Raw genomic sequence first — 14,442 nt, forward strand, 5'->3', positions numbered from 1 at the left:
CGGGTACCTGAAGAGTGTCTGAGGTCATTGCGCGCAACCGCAAAGCGCCCTACCGTAGTGGCCGGATAATCTCATTGAGGAACCCGGTCCGATGCTGCCTTCACCCCGCAAGCCTTACGTCAATGCCGCACTCGCCCATCAACAACGCTGGCGTGGCCGTATCGGCATGACCCTGGTGGCCAGCCTTTCGGTGCTGGCGGGCATGACCGACGCCATCGGTTTCATGGCCAGCGGTGACTTTGTTTCGTTCATGAGCGGCAACACTACGCGCCTGGCGGTGGCGATCAGCGAGGGTGATCTGGGCTTGATGGGACGCTTATTGTTGTTGGTTGCCACCTTCGTTGCCGGCAACGCCCTGGGGGTGATGGTCAGTCGCTTCAGCCGCCGCCACGCCCTGCCCTTGCTGTTGTGCATTGCGACACTGCTCTGTGGTGCAACCTTGCTGCCGTTTAACGATATGTTGCCCACGTTGCTGGCGGCGATTATTGCGATGGGCATGCTCAATGCCGCAGTGGAAGAGGTCAACGGTTTGCCAGTGGGCCTGACTTACGTCACCGGGGCGCTGTCACGCTTCGGGCGCGGCCTGGGACGCTGGTTACTGGGCGAACGCCGCGATGGCTGGCGCGTACAGTTGGTTCCGTGGATGGGGATGTTCGTGGGCGCGGTGATTGGCGCGCTGCTGCAGCAACAGATGGGCCTGAAGGCTCTGCTGGTCAGCGGGATAATGGCGGGTTTGCTGGGGCTGGTGTCACTGAAGATTCCCCGCCGCTGGCATTTGGGCTTCATGCCGCGATAAAGAAAAAGGGGCTCGCCCGACGTTCGGGCCTCGACATCCGTGTACTGGTAAAGAGCCATTATGCCGGGCGAGCGGGTGAATCATAAGCGAATGCCCTACGGCTGTCCCGCCGGGCGATTCCTAAAAGCACTAAGGCAAAGGATTACAGACATGTCGCAAGGGCGGCCAAACGACGCTTGGCGGGCATGTCGTCTTCGGCGGCGTAGTACTTGACGCTGGAGCCAGCGCCGACGCCCTGCACATCCACGAAATACTTGCCATCGGTGGTGTAGACCGTGAAACCGCCCGCCCCGATCGGCTCCTTGAAGCCGCCGGCGTCCACGCCAAACACACTTTCATCCTGCCAACCGAACTGGATGCACTCGGCAACCGCCAGGGTGGCCTTGTCCGACGCCATGGTCTTGTAGGGGTTGCCTGCGCGTGCCTCTTTCATCTTCGCGCCTGCGCAACCGGCCAGGGCTGCCAGTATCAATGCGCCTAATACGACCTTTCGCATGCCATCGTTCCTTGGAAAAAAACGCGACTCTACCATTAGCAGGCGACACCCAAGGATTATTACGTCACCCTGTCGCCTACTTGCGAACCCGCTTCTACCTGGATACCCGATGACACCCAACGCCGAACGCTACAACCCTTCCACTGACTATGCCGACAGGCTGATCAGCCGCATCGGCCAGACGCCTGCGTGGATAGCCAAGCGCATTGGCGTCACCGACAAGCGTATCCGCTACATTCTCGATGGCGAACGTACCGTCAAAGGCGAAAGCACCCCGATCCAGATGACCTACCCCGAGCAGTTCGCGCTGGAGTGCCTGGCGGCAGAAGCGAAAGCCCGGAAGAAGCCGGCCCCGGCGGCGGAATGAATTTTGTTTCACGGTGAAGGAGAAACGCGCCGTCTATAGTGCGCAAGCTCATTTTTTTGAAGCCTCCTTTGCTGCCCGCCCTCCCGCGGGCTTTTTTTCGTCTGGACTTCAGAGCCACCAACGCAACAGATAGAACACCGCCATGCTCAGCAGCACTGTCATCAACACATTGCGCGTCCAGAACATCAACGCCACCGCGCAGATGCCCGCCAGCAGGTAGGGGTTGGCCGGGCTCAGGTTGAGCTGGTGGTCAGCGAGGAAAATGATCGGCCCGCAGATCGCCGTCAGCATGCCCGGCACCGCAAACCCAAGAAACTCTCGCGCCCCACGATTGAGGCGCACCGGCAGGCGCGGCTCGATAAACAGGTAGCGATTGAGAAACACCACCAGGCCCATGGCCCCGATCATCACGTAAATCATCGCTGCCCTACCCCCAGGCGCTTGCAGAAAAACCCGGCGCTCATGCCCAGCACACCGGACACCACCACCGCCGACTCCCAGTGCAGAAAGCTCAACCACACCGAAAACCACAACGACACGGCCACGCAGACCAACGTCGGCACGTCACGCACCACGGGCGTGATCAGCGCGATAAAGGTGGCAGCAATGGAAAACTCCAGGCCCAACTGGTCAAGGCCGGGAATACTTTTGCCGAGGACAATGCCGGCCAGGGTGAACAGGTTCCAAGCGATATAGAACGTCAGGCCCACGCCCAGGGCGTACCAGCGATTGAAGGTTTCACGGTCGTAGTGGCTGACCAACGCGAAAAATTCGTCGGTCAACAGAAACCCCAGGCTCATGCGCCAGCGGGCCTTGAGCGGCGAAACCGTCGGGCGCAGGTGCATGCCGTAGAGCAAATGCTGGGAGGTCAGCAATAAGGTGGTCAGCACGATGGAAATCAGGCTCGCGCCGCTCTTGACCATACCAATGGCGACCAACTGTGCAGCACCGGCAAACACGATGGCGGATAGCCCCTGGGCTTGCAGTGGGGTGAATTGCGCATCGATGGCCATCGAACCGGCCAGCAGCCCCCAGGGCGCACAGGCCAGGGACAGGGGAATGACGGCGATTGCGCCGCGAGCGAAGGCGTAATGAGGTACGGCAGTAGACATAAAAACGGCTCATCGACAGACAGTCGATCAGCATGCCAGCACCCAAGGGCGCTTGTCTTGAACGATCTTGCTCAGGCCAGCTTGGCCGACACCTGCCCCACCGAATCCCGCGCTTCGCGTAGTTCATGGGCGTCCTGGTTGAGCCGGTGGATGGTATTGAGCAAGCGCTGGCGCAGCACTTCATCACCAAGTTTTTCCACGGCACGCATCAGGTCAAATGCCGCGGTTTCGTTATTTTCCGCGACGGAATCCAGGGTCTTGCGCAGGTTGCGAGTGGCACGGGTCACGCGGGTCTTCCTTCATCAGCTATGGGCAGGCACTTTAGGACATTCATGTTTCATTTTAATTTCAATCACTTGTGGCAGGTTGAAGCGGATTTGATCCACGTCAATCGAAACAAGGATTGACTGAAACATATGGACATTCATATATTCGCCTCCCCATATATGCACAGGCCCTGACCATGTCGGCCCCCATCTCTCCCCCCACCCTGTTCAAATGCCTGGCCGACCCTACGCGTACACGCATGACGCTATTGATCCGCCGTGAAGGCGAACTTTGCGTGTGCGAACTGATCCATGCCTTGGACGACAGCCAGCCGAAAATCTCCCGCCATCTGGCCCAACTGCGCAGTTGCGGGCTGCTGCTCGATCGTCGCCAGGGCCAATGGATCTACTACCGCATCAATCCGGCACTGCCCGACTGGGTGACCCAGGTGCTGGACATCACCCTGCAAGCCAACCAGCCATGGTTGCACAGTGACGCACAGCGCCTGGATGCAATGGGCGACAGACCACAACGGGCCAGCACCTGCTGCTGAGCCATCGGAGCGTTTATTCATGCTTGTCGCAATTGCCATTTTTATCTTCACCATCGTCCTGGTCATCTGGCAGCCCAAGGGCCTCGGGGTCGGTTGGAGTGCCACGATGGGCGCGATCCTCGCCCTGGCCTTTGGCGTGATCAGCCTCACCGATATCCCCGTGGTGTGGCACATCATCTGGAACGCCACCGGCACCTTTGTCGCGCTGATCATCATCAGCCTGTTGCTCGACGAGGCCGGGTTCTTTGCCTGGGCCGCGCTGCATGTGGCGCGCTGGGGACGCGGACGCGGTCGGCGGTTGTTTGCCTACATGGTGCTGCTCGGTGCGTTGGTCTCGGCGCTGTTTGCCAATGACGGCGCGGCGTTGATCCTCACGCCCATCGTGATGTCGATGCTGTTGGCCTTACGCTTTTCCCCGACGGCAACCCTGGCCTTCGTCATGGGCGCGGGGTTCATCGCCGACACGGCGAGCCTGCCGCTGGTGGTGTCGAACCTGGTGAATATCGTCTCGGCGGATTACTTCAAGATCGGCTTCAACGAGTATGCGGCCGTGATGGTGCCGGTGAATTTTGTCAGCGTCGCAGCCACCTTGGCGGTGCTGCTGTGGTTTTTCCGCCGCGATATTCCCAAGAGCTACGACCCCGCCGACCTGGCAGACCCCGCCAGTGCGATTCACGACCGCGCCACCTTCCGCGCCGGCTGGTGGGTGCTGGGCATCCTGTTGGTCGGCTGCTTTGCCCTGGAACCGCTGGGTATTCCCATCAGCGCCATTTCAGCGGCGTGCGCCTTACTGTTGCTGGTGATCGCCGCCAAGGGCCACAAGATTTCCACACGCAAAGTGCTGAAAGACGCGCCGTGGCAAATCGTGATCTTTTCCCTGGGTATGTACCTGGTGGTCTACGGCTTGCGTAACGCCGGCCTGACCGACTACCTGGCCACCTGGCTCGACACCTTCGCCACCTATGGCGTGTGGGGCGCGGCCATGGGCACCGGGGTGCTGACGGCACTGCTGTCGTCGGCGATGAACAACCTGCCGACCGTGCTGATCGGCGCGCTGTCCATCGAATCCAGCCATGCCGTGGGCGTGGTCAAGGACGCAATGATCTACGCCAACGTGATCGGCAGTGACCTGGGCCCGAAAATCACCCCGATAGGCAGCCTGGCGACCTTGCTGTGGCTGCATATCCTGGCGCGCAAAGGCATCACCATCACCTGGGGCTACTACTTCAAGGTCGGGATTGTGCTGACCTTGCCGGTGCTGTTGATCACCCTCGCCGCCCTCGCGTTGCGTCTGAGTCTCTGAAGGAAACCTGCAATGAAAGTCTTGTTCATGTGTACCGCCAACAGTTGCCGCAGCATTTTGTCCGAAGCGATGTTCAACCACCTGGCACCGCAGGGGTTCCAGGCGGTCAGTTCCGGCAGTTTCCCCAAGGGCCAGGTCCTGCCCCGCAGCCTGAGCACGTTGCAGGCGGCGGGAATCAGCACCGAGGGGCTTTACAGCAAGGGCAACGACGCCTTTGAAGGCAGCCCGCCGGATCTGGTCATCACCGTGTGCGACAAGGCCGCCGGCGAAGCCTGCCCGGTGTATTTCGGGCCGGCGGTGAAGGCGCACTGGGGATTGGAGGACCCTTCGGATGTCAATGGCGACGAAGCCAGTGTCCAGGCCGCCTTCGATGCCACGCTGGAGACCATCGCCACCCGTTGCCGCGCCTTCTTCGCACTGCCTTTTTCCCAGCTCACTCCAGTGCAGCTCAAGGCTGAACTGGAGCGTATCGCTGGGCTGCAGGCTGTTCGACACACGGGCTAGCCACGTATGCTGGGCGCCCTTCCAATCGATGAGCCAATTCGATGAGCGCTGTGCAACACGCCTGGCTGGGCCATTACGAAATCAGCAGCACCACCTGCACCGGCCTGACGTTTGCCCGCCACAGCCATGACGAATGCGTGATCGGCGTGAACCTGGTGGGCGAAGAAAAGGTCTGGCTGGACCGCAGCGAGTTCGCAGCCGGGCCGGGCTCCATCACCCTGTACAACCCTGGGCAGATTCAAGGCGGTGGTGCCGCGGATGGCGCGCCGTGGCAGTTCGTGAGCCTGTACGTGACCGCCGAGCAATTGGCCGCCGACCTGGGACTGGCGCAGATGGAGTTCGATCGCGCGCTGTGTTTTCAACCGGACCTCGCCCGACGCCTGGCGACTGCGGTGAAGGGCGCACTCAGCGGCGATGGCCTGGTGCGCGACTTGAACGAAGACGCGCTGGTCCTGTTACTCGCAGAAGTGGTCAACCTCAGCGGCGTGCGCCTGCCCGGCACTGTGGCCAGCGGCAAAGGCCTGATCGGCCGCGCCCAGGAGTTGCTCGCCGAACACCTGCATCAAGCCCTGCCGCTGGACCGGCTGGGTGATGAGCTGGGGTTGTCCAAGTTTCATCTGCTGCGCACCTTCCAGAAAGAAACCGGGCTCAGTCCTCGGCAATGGGCCATGCAATTGCGTACCCGGCGTGCCAAGGGCTTGTTGCGCAAGGGCGTGGCCGCCAGCGAGGTAGCCCATGACCTGGGGTTTGCCGATCAGAGCCACCTCAACCGACATTTTCGCGCGGCCTACGGCATGACACCGGGGCACTACCAAAGCGTGTTGAAACCCTGAACAGCGCAATCTGGTTCAAGACAACCCACCTGCACGCCCGCACACTGCCGCCCTCTTTTGAAGGAACGCGGGCATGTTGACGATCTTCTTTTATGCACTGGTATTCGGTTTTGTGTTTTGCCTGTCGCCCGGCGCGGTGCTGGCAGAAACCCTGCGCCGTGGTTTGCAGCACGGGTTCAGGCCGGCCTTGCTGGTGCAGGTCGGCTCGCTGGTGGGCGACGCGGTGTGGGCCGTGATCGGTCTGACCGGCCTCGCGCTGTTGATCCAGCACGATGCAGTGCGCATACCGCTGACCGTGGTCTGTGCGCTGTACCTGGCCTGGCTGGGCCTGCGCAGCCTGATCGACGCCTGGCACCTGCCCGAATCGGAAAGCGCACCGGCCAGCTCCCAGCAGAACGCACTGGCGGTGGGCGCCGCGATTTCGTTGGCCAACCCGAAGAACATCGTCTACTGGGGCGCGCTGGGCAGTGCACTATCCGGCATCGTCGGCGCCACGCCCAGCCACGGGCAGACGCTGATGTTTTTTGCCGGTTTCATGCTGGCTTCGGTGCTGTCGTGCTTTCTGACAGCGGCGCTGGTCAACCTGCTGCGCCAGAACGCCTCGCCGCTGTGGCAGCGCATCAGTTATGGCGCGTGCGGTGCGGTATTGATCTATCTGGCGGTGCTTGCCGCGCAAGGGATCTGAACGGACGCAAGCCGTTTCCTGAACGAGCGATGCCGAGGCGCTAAGCCTTGGCCTGTTGCTCCAGTTGCAGTTGCAACTGCGGGTCAATGTGCAGTTGCCCCGCCAGGTCGTCCAGATAATTGCGCTCAGCGTCCTGCTGATCGTCCACCAGCATCACACTGGCCAGGTAAACCTCGGCAGCAACCGCCGGATCCCCGGCAAACTCGGCGAAATCCGCCGCATCCAGGGGCTTGGCGACTTCAGCATCCAACCACTGTTGCAACTGCGGGTCGTCGGTATGCCGGCCCAGTTCGGTGGAGATCATCTGCTGTTCTTTTTCATCGATGCGGCCATCGGCCTTGGCCGCGGCGATCAGCGCACGTAATACCGCATGGCTGTGGGTTTCGGCGTCGGCGCCAGCGAGCTGATCGACGGTCTGAAACGCTTGCTGCGGCTTGGTCGCCTGCTGACTTTGCCAGGCCTGATACGCCTGGAAGGCCATCATTCCCAGAGACGCCAGCGCCGCATAGTTCATTCCACCCGAGCGCCCCGGCACAGAGCGTGTCGCCGCCGCACCGCCGAGCAGGCCCCCCAATAACCCGCCCAAACCGCCGCCGCTCGAGGCATTGCCGGTGCTGGTGCCGTTCAACAAGCCGCCAAGCAGACCGCCGAGGCCGCCGCCGGAGGTGGCACTGCCGGACTGACCGGCGCTGCGCAAAAGTTGTTCGAGTAGATCACTGGTGTTCATGGGGTCACCCTCCCTGGGGCGCAATGGTCACGTTCAACAAACATAGCCCGCCGCCGCTGGAACACCATGACCGCCGGGCGGGCACAGCCTTAGAATGATGCCATTACGCCAACAAGAGACCACACACGTGAACCGTATCGAACAGATCGCACTGATGGCGAACTACAATCAGTGGATGAACCGCAAGGTCTATGACGCGGCCGGCAAGCTGAGCCCTGCAGCGCTGGTGCAGGACCGGCAGGCATTTTTCGGCTCTATCCTCGGCACGCTGAATCACCTGGTCCTGGGCGATACGGTCTGGCTCAAGCGCTTTGCCCAGCATCCCGCCGCCGATTCCGTGCTGGCGCCGCTGAACGCCATCGACACGCCGCGCGACCTCAATCAACTGGCCTTCGCTGAGCTGGACGCCCTGCAAGCCCGACGCGCCTGGCTGGACGAAATGATCCTCGCCTGGGCCCACAGCCTGAGCGACAGCGACCTCGACCACCGCCTGCACTACCACAACATGCGCGGCGTCGCGGCGAACAAGCCGTTTTTCAGCTTGCTCGTGCACTTTTTCAATCACCAGACCCACCACCGCGGCCAAGTCACCACGTTGTTGACCCAGGCGGGCGTGGATGTGGGGATGACCGATTTGCTGGCGCTGATCGACTAGCAGTGGTCAGCCTTTCGTGTAAGCCACTGAGCAACAGTGCGGCAAAACCGGGGCTGGCGGGTGTTCAGTCAATCATCATTGGAGACCGGCCTGTTGCGTGCCCGATAACCCGGCAACGTGGCAGCGTAGGCCAGCGCCTGTTCGCGGGAATTGAACGACGCCAGCCGGTCCTGGGGCGTACACACCCGCCATGGCCCGTAGTTGACCTGCACGATGTGGTAGCCGTTCAGATGCAGCTTGTTCAGCATTGGAGCGCTCATAGTCACCTCGCTTTCCTGAGATTTCCCAGCGTTACGCGCCTTACCTTACACCCCCATCCGAGACTATGGCCGACCGTGTGTCGCAGCGTCCCGGGGGTAGTCGGGCAACCCCCAGGCCTTCAGGTCAAACGCCTCCAGGCTGAGCAAGCGATGGTCGGCATGGCGGAATTTATCCTCGCTCATCGCCGGATCAGGGATCGCCACCGCATACATGCCCGCCGCTTTCGCCGCACTGATACCAAACGGCGAGTCCTCGAACACCAGGCATTCAGCGGGGTTCACCCCCAGGCGCCGGGCGGCTACCAGAAAGATATCCGGTGCCGGCTTGGCCGCACCCACCTGCGGGTCATCGGCAGTGACCACCGTGTCGAACAGCGCAAACCATTCCCGGTGCTGGCTGATTTTCAGCTCGAAATAATGCCGCGACGAACTGGTGCCCACGGCAATCGGAATGCCCTGGGCGGACAAATGCCGCACCAGCGCCTCGGCCCCCGCCATCGCGGCCGCAAAGGGGAACCGCTCGTTCATCAGCGGCGTGCGCAGTTCCAGGAACGCCTCGGGGCTGATCGGCAACTCCAGCGCACGCACGATGTAACTCGCCAGGTCATATGCCCCCAGGCCAATGGTGTTCTGCTTGAAGTGCCAGTCAAACGCGCGGCCACCGTAGCGGTCGGAAATCAGCTGGGTGACCTGGGTGTAGATGCCCTCCGTGTCGAGCAACAGGCCATCCATATCGAAAATCACGGCTTTGATGCGGGGTGCGCTCATGGGTCGAAATCCTCAAGTACGGCCAGCGTAATGATCGATCAGGCGGTTGAGCAGGATCGCCAGCACGATGATCACGCCCGTGATCGCCATCTGATAGAACGAGCCCAAGCCAAGCAAATTGAAGATATTGCGCAGCACCTGCAGAAGCATCACCGCCACCGCCGTACCCACCACGCTGCCCCGCCCGCCGAACAGGCTGGTGCCGCCCAGTACCACCGCAGCAATGGCGTCCAGTTCCAGGCCCTGGGCGGCGGTGGGCTGGCCGACATGCAGGCGCGAGGTCATCAGCAGACCGGCAAATGCCGCCAGCCCACCGCAAATGGCGAACACCGCGATGGTCACCGCGCGCACCGGCACACCGGACAAGCGCGCGGCTTCCAGGTTGCCGCCGGTGGCGACCACGTACTCGCCAAATACCGTGTAGCGCAGCACCAGCCAGGCAATGACAGTGATCAGGATAAAGATCAGGCCCAGCACCGGGAATGCAATGCCGGCGCTCGGCAGGATATCGATCATCGACGAGCCAAAGCCGGTAAAGCTCGCCGGCAACCCACCGATCGGCGCGCCGTCAGAGGCCAGAAAGGTCGCGCCGCGCAACGACACCAGGCCGGCCAGGGTGATGATGAAACTCGGCACCTTGCCGAACACCGTCAGGCTGCCCATCAAGGTGCCGATCGCCACGCCCACCAGCAACGTCGCCGGCACCGCCAGCCAACCGCTGACCTGCTGCTGCAACAGCACCGCCACCAAGATGCCGCCGAAGGCGCACAAGCTGCCAACGGACAAATCGATATTCGCCGTCAGGATCACGAAGGTCATGCCGATGGCCACGATCCCGACGATTGCCCCTTGCTGGAACAGGTTGGCGATATTGCCGAACGTCAGGAAGTCATCGGACAGGAATGTCGCCACGACCACGGCGAACAGAAAGATAAACACGAAGTTGTAGCGCATCACCCATTCCAGCGCAGCGCGGTGGCGGCTGGGCGCAAGGGCCACGGGTTTGTCGAACATGGGAGTCGGATTGCTGGCAATAGTCATGGTTCTACACTCTTCTACCAATAAGGATGGCCTGGTCGATCTGGTCGCGACTGGCACTCAATGGGTCGAAACACACCGCGTTGCGCCCCTCATGCATGACCCAGATGCGGTCACAATTGACGTACAACTCATCCAGCTCACTGCTGGCCACCAGCACGGCCGCACCTTCCTGCGCCAGACTGCGGGCCAGGGCGTAGAGGTCGGCCTTGGCGCCCACGTCCAGGCCACGGCTTGGCTCATCGAGCAGCAACAGACGTGCGCCATCGATCACCCACTTGGCCATGACCACCTTTTGCTGATTGCCGCCGGAGAGCTGGCGCACCGGTTGCTCGAGATTATCGAGCTTGGTTTGCAGGCGTTGCAGCACCGGCCCCGCGCGGTCCTTGGCCTGGCCATGGGAAAACCAGCGCAGGTGCCGCGCATGCACCAGGCAAGCGTTGCGGTAGATCGGTGCATCCAGCAACAGGCCTTCGGTCTTGCGGTTTTCCGGGACCAGGCCGACGCCCTGGCGAATCGCCTGGCGTGACGTCAGTGGGCGGTAAGGTTCGCCGAACAGTTCGACATCGCTGTCGTTGCGGCCCACACCGAACAAGGCCTTGAGCAAGGTGCTGCGCCCGGCGCCGTTGAGCCCCGCCAGGCCGACGATTTCCCCCTGGCGCACCTGCAACTCGCGCACATCCAGGCCTTGGGCGCCCTGTAGGCGGCGTATGTTCAGGGCCAACGCCTCACGTGGCGCCTGGCGCGGGCTACGTTGGAGCAAATCGCGATGCTCGCCGACCACCGCCGCGATCAGCGCCTGGTCGTCGATCTGCGCCAGCTCATGGGTTTGTAAGGTGCGCCCGGCACGCAGCACCGTGACCCGGTCACCGATCTCGCGGATCTCGTTCAACCGATGGCTCACGTACAGCACGGCGACACCGGCGGCAGTGATCTCGCGAATCACTTGGAACACCTGCTTGAGTTCGGTCTCATTCAGCGCGGCGGAGGGTTCGTCCATCACCACCACCTTGGCCTCACAGGTGAGCGCCCGGGCGATCGCCGCCAGTTGCTGGTTGGCAATCGACAGGCTGCCCACGCGGTCGGTACTGGCAAAACCCGCCCCCACCCGTAACAACGCGGCCTTGGCCAAGGCACTGCGCTTACGGCGGTCGATCATGCCGAAGCGGCGTGGCGCGTAACCGAGCATCAGGTTTTCTTCGACGGTCATCTGCGGGATCAGGTCCAGTTCCTGATAGATCATCGCGATCCCGGCCTGGCGCGCCTGTTGCGGGTTTTTCAACTCGACCTGTTCGCCGCCGATGAACATCGCGCCGCCATCCGGGCGGTGGGCGCCGGCGACGATTTTCAACAGGGTGCTCTTGCCTGCGCCATTGGCGCCGAGCAGGCAATGCACTTCACCGGGACGCACCTCGAGGGAAGCGTCGGTGAGGGCGATCACATTCGGCGGAAACCGCTTGCTGACATGCTGAATCTCCAGCGCCCATTCATTCATGATCCTGCTCCAGCAAATAACGGGCGGTGCCGGCATCGGTCGCCAGCACATTGACGTAACCGGCCTTGACGCTGGCATGCACGATACGGTGCTTGTGGGCACCGACGCACACCGCGATCGACCAGGCTTTGTCGCGCAGGGCCGACAAACGCAGGCCCAGGGTGCGCGCATCCAGTTCAGGCAACACCGGTTCGCCGTCCATGCCGATAAAGCGGCCCATGATGTCGCCCACCGCGCCGAGTCGTTCCAGTTCCTGTAGCAACGGACGGTCGATATAGCCGGACTCCATCAGCACCGAATGGTCGGACAGTTCCCCCAAGCTGAAACAGGCGACCGGCGCCTGCTCGCCCAGACGCATCACCTGGGCGATGACGGGGTCCTGCTCCAGCGCCTCGCGGGTATGGGCGTGGCCGAGGATCGCCGGCACCGGCAGCAACGTGGCCTGGCCGCGCGCCGCCTGGGCGAAACGTTCGGCGACGTTATGACTGGGCTCCCCCACCGAACGGGTGTTGATCGCCCCGTTGAGCAGCACCACATTGACCCCTTCGTTCCAGCGCGGCACCAGCCACTGGGCCATCTTGGTCAGAGTGCGCCCCCACGACACGCCGATCAGCGCGGGCATCGGTTGCAAGTTGCACAAGTAATGCGCGGCCGCCTGGGTGACGACGTTCAAGGCGTCATCGTCCTCGACCTCCAGCACCAGGGCCTCACGCAGGCCGAAGCGTTTTTGCAACGCCACTTCCAGCGCCGGTACGCGGGCCGAATGGGCGACGATATCGATGCGCACCACCCCGCAGTCACGGGCTTCGCGCAATAGACGGCTGACTTGCCAGCGGGTCAGGCCGGTCTCCTTGGAGATGTCGCTCTGGGTCTTTTCCAGCTCGTAGTACAGCTTGGCCACCTGCACCATCAAGTCATCACGCTGGGAATCTCCCACCAACCTCGGCGACAGCGATTCGGCGCTCATGCTGCCGGCCTTACGCCGAGCACACGGTTCGCCGGCGGTTTACAAATGATGGGGGCGACGCTGTCGGTGGCGGCGCGGTAACGCCCGAGCAATTCAATGTATTGCCCATGGGCATAGGGGTCAGGCTCGATCAGACGGCCAACGGTGGTGAACGCCGTAGCGGCCTGCTGCAAATCGCTGAACTCACCCAAGGCGCAGGCGGCTGCGGCGGCGGTACCGATCAGGGTGAGGTTGTCGTGGGGCACCATTTCAAACGGCACGCCAGTGGCGTCGACCGTGGCCTGCAACCACAGTGGGTTCTTCTGGAAACCGCCGGCGGCGACCACGCGGGTGATCTCGATGCCTTCGGAGCGCCAGGTGTGGAAGATATTCGCCGAGCCCAGGGCAATGGCCTCTACCGAGGCGCGGTACAGATCGTGGCGATCGTGATTGAGCGACAGGCCCATGATCGCTCCGCGCATGTCCGGCGAACGATACGGGGTGCGATTGCCCATCCAGTAGTCGAGCACCAGCAAACCGGTAGAACCCGGTTGCAGCGCGGCGGCCTGGCGAATCAGCTGTTGGTGGCCGGCATCGTCCAGGCCGAACATCTTTTGCGCCAGCCAGTTGAGGATCGAGCCGGCCGACACTTGCCCGCCTTCCATCAGCCATTGGCCGTCGAGCAAGGCACCGGGGTAAGGCCCCCAGATGCCGGGCACGTCGATGCGCTTGGGGGTGTGCATCAGTTGCACCACCGAGGTGCCGCCAATGAACAACAATTCACCGGCGCCCGTGGTGCCCGCGCTGAGCATGGCCATATGGGCGTCGATGCCGCCTTGGGCGACCAGTGTGTCGCGGCTCAAGCCCAGTTGACTGGCGGCGTCAGCGGTCAATGGACCGATACGCCCGCCGACTTTGATCACTTGCGGCGGCAGTTTTTCCGCCAGTTCCGGGATACCCAGTTCTGCATACAGCTCCACGGGGAAACGCTGCTGCAAGGTGTCGTAGTTCCACTTGCAACTGGCGTTGAGCTGGGAGGCAACCCAGCGTCCGGTCAGTTGAAAGTTGATCCAATCCACCGCTTCGCAGATACGCGTGGCGCGCCGATACACCTCGGGCTCGTGTTCGGCCAGCCACATGGCCTTAGGCACCAGCCACTCCACCGCATCGCCGCCCTGATTCATCATCGGATGGCTGACCAGTGCGGTGCGCGCCGACTCCACGGCGGCGCGGCAGTCCATCCATAACAAGGCCGGGGCCAGGGGTTGGCCGTCGACCTGTGCAGCAACCACGGTGGACGCGGTGGTCGCGACGCACACCGCTGCCACATGCGGGTGCCCGGCCTGGGCCATCAATTGCCGGCAGGCCTTGCCCAGCGCCATCCACCAGTCGGCGGGCGCCTGTTCGGCCCAGCCCAATTGCGGGTATTGCGTGGCGTAGGGCGCCTCGGCCACCTGCACCAGTTTGTGACTGTGCAGGTCATACAAACCGGCGCGCACGCCACCTGTTCCGAAATCCAGTCCCAACAACAAGGTCATCGGTAGTCCTCCTGCGTCTTATGCCGCCGACGCTTTTTGTTTTTGGCCCTGCAACGGTTCACGTTGCAGGGCTGGGCGAATCACAACCTAGGCTGGCGC

Annotated in this window: 19 protein-coding genes; 8 read left to right on the top strand and 11 right to left on the bottom strand. The window is 62.5% G+C overall.

Annotated elements, in window-relative coordinates:
• Positions 1-91: 91 nt before the first annotated feature.
• Complete coding sequence (locus BLR63_RS08265) at positions 92-796, top strand: YoaK family protein (RefSeq protein ID WP_010562788.1); 705 nt, start codon at positions 92-94, stop codon at positions 794-796.
• A gap of 142 nt (positions 797-938) precedes the next feature.
• On the opposite strand, the gene BLR63_RS08270 is transcribed toward BLR63_RS08265, so the two are convergent.
• Positions 939-1,292, bottom strand: coding sequence for a lipoprotein (locus BLR63_RS08270; protein WP_010562787.1), 354 nt, complete (start codon positions 1,290-1,292; stop codon positions 939-941).
• Between the two features lie 109 nt (positions 1,293-1,401).
• On the opposite strand from BLR63_RS08270, the gene BLR63_RS08275 reads away from it, so the two are divergent.
• Entirely contained in the window at positions 1,402-1,659 is a 258-nt protein-coding gene (locus BLR63_RS08275; RefSeq protein WP_010562786.1) for a hypothetical protein, read from the top strand.
• A 108-nt stretch (positions 1,660-1,767) separates the two neighbouring features.
• Here BLR63_RS08275 and BLR63_RS08280 read toward each other — a convergent pair whose 3' ends face one another.
• The 3 genes from BLR63_RS08280 to BLR63_RS08290 form a co-directional block, all read right to left on the bottom strand.
• The gene (locus tag BLR63_RS08280) at positions 1,768-2,079 is read right to left on the bottom strand and encodes an AzlD domain-containing protein (RefSeq protein ID WP_010562785.1); all 312 of its coding nucleotides are present in this window, start codon (positions 2,077-2,079) and stop codon (positions 1,768-1,770) included.
• Positions 2,076-2,771, bottom strand: a complete 696-nt coding sequence (locus BLR63_RS08285; RefSeq protein ID WP_010562784.1) for an AzlC family ABC transporter permease — start codon at positions 2,769-2,771, stop codon at positions 2,076-2,078. Before BLR63_RS08285 ends, BLR63_RS08280 begins: the two co-directional genes overlap by 4 nt.
• A gap of 71 nt (positions 2,772-2,842) precedes the next feature.
• Positions 2,843-3,058, bottom strand: a complete 216-nt coding sequence (locus BLR63_RS08290; RefSeq protein WP_010562783.1) for a hypothetical protein — start codon at positions 3,056-3,058, stop codon at positions 2,843-2,845.
• Positions 3,059-3,234: 176 nt separating this feature from the next.
• Between BLR63_RS08290 and BLR63_RS08295 the strand changes: the two genes are divergently transcribed.
• From BLR63_RS08295 to BLR63_RS08315, 5 genes are all read left to right on the top strand, one after another.
• Positions 3,235-3,591, top strand: coding sequence for a metalloregulator ArsR/SmtB family transcription factor (locus BLR63_RS08295; protein ID WP_010562782.1), 357 nt, complete (start codon positions 3,235-3,237; stop codon positions 3,589-3,591).
• 19 nt (positions 3,592-3,610) lie between these two features.
• Positions 3,611-4,894 (top strand): arsenic transporter, encoded by a 1,284-nt coding sequence (locus BLR63_RS08300; protein WP_010562781.1) that lies wholly within the window; start codon positions 3,611-3,613, stop codon positions 4,892-4,894.
• 12 nt (positions 4,895-4,906) lie between these two features.
• Positions 4,907-5,398, top strand: a complete 492-nt coding sequence (locus tag BLR63_RS08305) for an arsenate reductase ArsC (protein ID WP_010562780.1) — start codon at positions 4,907-4,909, stop codon at positions 5,396-5,398.
• Positions 5,399-5,439: 41 nt separating this feature from the next.
• Positions 5,440-6,231 (top strand): AraC family transcriptional regulator, encoded by a 792-nt coding sequence (locus BLR63_RS08310; RefSeq protein ID WP_010562779.1) that lies wholly within the window; start codon positions 5,440-5,442, stop codon positions 6,229-6,231.
• 73 nt (positions 6,232-6,304) lie between these two features.
• Positions 6,305-6,916 carry a LysE family transporter gene (locus BLR63_RS08315; protein ID WP_010562778.1) on the top strand — a complete coding sequence of 204 codons (612 nt, stop codon included), beginning with the start codon at positions 6,305-6,307 and terminating at the stop codon, positions 6,914-6,916.
• A gap of 40 nt (positions 6,917-6,956) precedes the next feature.
• Here BLR63_RS08315 and BLR63_RS08320 read toward each other — a convergent pair whose 3' ends face one another.
• Complete coding sequence (locus BLR63_RS08320) at positions 6,957-7,643, bottom strand: tellurite resistance TerB family protein (protein WP_010562777.1); 687 nt, start codon at positions 7,641-7,643, stop codon at positions 6,957-6,959.
• A 127-nt stretch (positions 7,644-7,770) separates the two neighbouring features.
• On the opposite strand from BLR63_RS08320, the gene BLR63_RS08325 reads away from it, so the two are divergent.
• Entirely contained in the window at positions 7,771-8,298 is a 528-nt protein-coding gene (locus tag BLR63_RS08325; RefSeq protein ID WP_010562776.1) for a DinB family protein, read from the top strand.
• 68 nt (positions 8,299-8,366) lie between these two features.
• Here the strand turns inward: BLR63_RS08325 and BLR63_RS08330 are convergent, their stop codons facing one another.
• The 6 genes from BLR63_RS08330 to BLR63_RS08355 all read right to left on the bottom strand — a co-directional run bounded on the left by BLR63_RS08330 (position 8,367) and on the right by BLR63_RS08355 (position 14,343).
• Entirely contained in the window at positions 8,367-8,558 is a 192-nt protein-coding gene (locus tag BLR63_RS08330; protein WP_042946397.1) for a hypothetical protein, read from the bottom strand.
• A gap of 63 nt (positions 8,559-8,621) precedes the next feature.
• Positions 8,622-9,326, bottom strand: a complete 705-nt coding sequence (locus BLR63_RS08335) for an HAD-IA family hydrolase (RefSeq protein WP_010562774.1) — start codon at positions 9,324-9,326, stop codon at positions 8,622-8,624.
• Between the two features lie 12 nt (positions 9,327-9,338).
• A complete protein-coding gene (locus BLR63_RS08340; protein WP_010562773.1) occupies positions 9,339-10,367 on the bottom strand; it encodes an ABC transporter permease in 1,029 nt (342 codons plus the stop codon).
• A 4-nt stretch (positions 10,368-10,371) separates the two neighbouring features.
• Positions 10,372-11,859: a sugar ABC transporter ATP-binding protein gene (locus BLR63_RS08345; RefSeq protein ID WP_010562772.1), complete on the bottom strand. Its 1,488-nt coding sequence runs from the start codon at positions 11,857-11,859 to the stop codon at positions 10,372-10,374.
• Positions 11,852-12,826: a sugar-binding transcriptional regulator gene (locus BLR63_RS08350; RefSeq protein ID WP_010562771.1), complete on the bottom strand. Its 975-nt coding sequence runs from the start codon at positions 12,824-12,826 to the stop codon at positions 11,852-11,854. The genes BLR63_RS08345 and BLR63_RS08350 overlap by 8 nt, the downstream gene beginning before the upstream one ends.
• Complete coding sequence (locus BLR63_RS08355; protein WP_010562770.1) at positions 12,823-14,343, bottom strand: FGGY-family carbohydrate kinase; 1,521 nt, start codon at positions 14,341-14,343, stop codon at positions 12,823-12,825. The genes BLR63_RS08350 and BLR63_RS08355 overlap by 4 nt, the downstream gene beginning before the upstream one ends.
• Positions 14,344-14,442 lie beyond the last annotated feature (99 nt).

It is taken from the genome of Pseudomonas extremaustralis (genome assembly GCF_900102035.1).
Lineage (GTDB): Bacteria > Pseudomonadota > Gammaproteobacteria > Pseudomonadales > Pseudomonadaceae > Aquipseudomonas > Aquipseudomonas extremaustralis.

Bases quoted from the DNA above. Each gene is read 5' to 3' on its own strand.
- BLR63_RS08270 (WP_010562787.1), bottom strand. From the start codon at position 1,292: ATGCGAAAGGTCGTATTAGGCGCATTGATACTGGCAGCCCTGGCCGGT.
- BLR63_RS08265 (WP_010562788.1), top strand. From the start codon at position 92: ATGCTGCCTTCACCCCGCAAGCCTTACGTCAATGCCGCACTCGCCCAT.
- BLR63_RS08280 (WP_010562785.1), bottom strand. From the start codon at position 2,079: ATGATTTACGTGATGATCGGGGCCATGGGCCTGGTGGTGTTTCTCAAT.
- BLR63_RS08320 (WP_010562777.1), bottom strand. From the start codon at position 7,643: ATGAACACCAGTGATCTACTCGAACAACTTTTGCGCAGCGCCGGTCAG.
- BLR63_RS08295 (WP_010562782.1), top strand. From the start codon at position 3,235: ATGTCGGCCCCCATCTCTCCCCCCACCCTGTTCAAATGCCTGGCCGAC.
- BLR63_RS08305 (WP_010562780.1), top strand. From the start codon at position 4,907: ATGAAAGTCTTGTTCATGTGTACCGCCAACAGTTGCCGCAGCATTTTG.
- BLR63_RS08350 (WP_010562771.1), bottom strand. From the start codon at position 12,826: ATGAGCGCCGAATCGCTGTCGCCGAGGTTGGTGGGAGATTCCCAGCGT.
- BLR63_RS08300 (WP_010562781.1), top strand. From the start codon at position 3,611: ATGCTTGTCGCAATTGCCATTTTTATCTTCACCATCGTCCTGGTCATC.
- BLR63_RS08285 (WP_010562784.1), bottom strand. From the start codon at position 2,771: ATGTCTACTGCCGTACCTCATTACGCCTTCGCTCGCGGCGCAATCGCC.
- BLR63_RS08335 (WP_010562774.1), bottom strand. From the start codon at position 9,326: ATGAGCGCACCCCGCATCAAAGCCGTGATTTTCGATATGGATGGCCTG.
- BLR63_RS08345 (WP_010562772.1), bottom strand. From the start codon at position 11,859: ATGAATGAATGGGCGCTGGAGATTCAGCATGTCAGCAAGCGGTTTCCG.
- BLR63_RS08340 (WP_010562773.1), bottom strand. From the start codon at position 10,367: ATGACTATTGCCAGCAATCCGACTCCCATGTTCGACAAACCCGTGGCC.
- BLR63_RS08315 (WP_010562778.1), top strand. From the start codon at position 6,305: ATGTTGACGATCTTCTTTTATGCACTGGTATTCGGTTTTGTGTTTTGC.
- BLR63_RS08355 (WP_010562770.1), bottom strand. From the start codon at position 14,343: ATGACCTTGTTGTTGGGACTGGATTTCGGAACAGGTGGCGTGCGCGCC.
- BLR63_RS08330 (WP_042946397.1), bottom strand. From the start codon at position 8,558: ATGAGCGCTCCAATGCTGAACAAGCTGCATCTGAACGGCTACCACATC.
- BLR63_RS08310 (WP_010562779.1), top strand. From the start codon at position 5,440: ATGAGCGCTGTGCAACACGCCTGGCTGGGCCATTACGAAATCAGCAGC.
- BLR63_RS08275 (WP_010562786.1), top strand. From the start codon at position 1,402: ATGACACCCAACGCCGAACGCTACAACCCTTCCACTGACTATGCCGAC.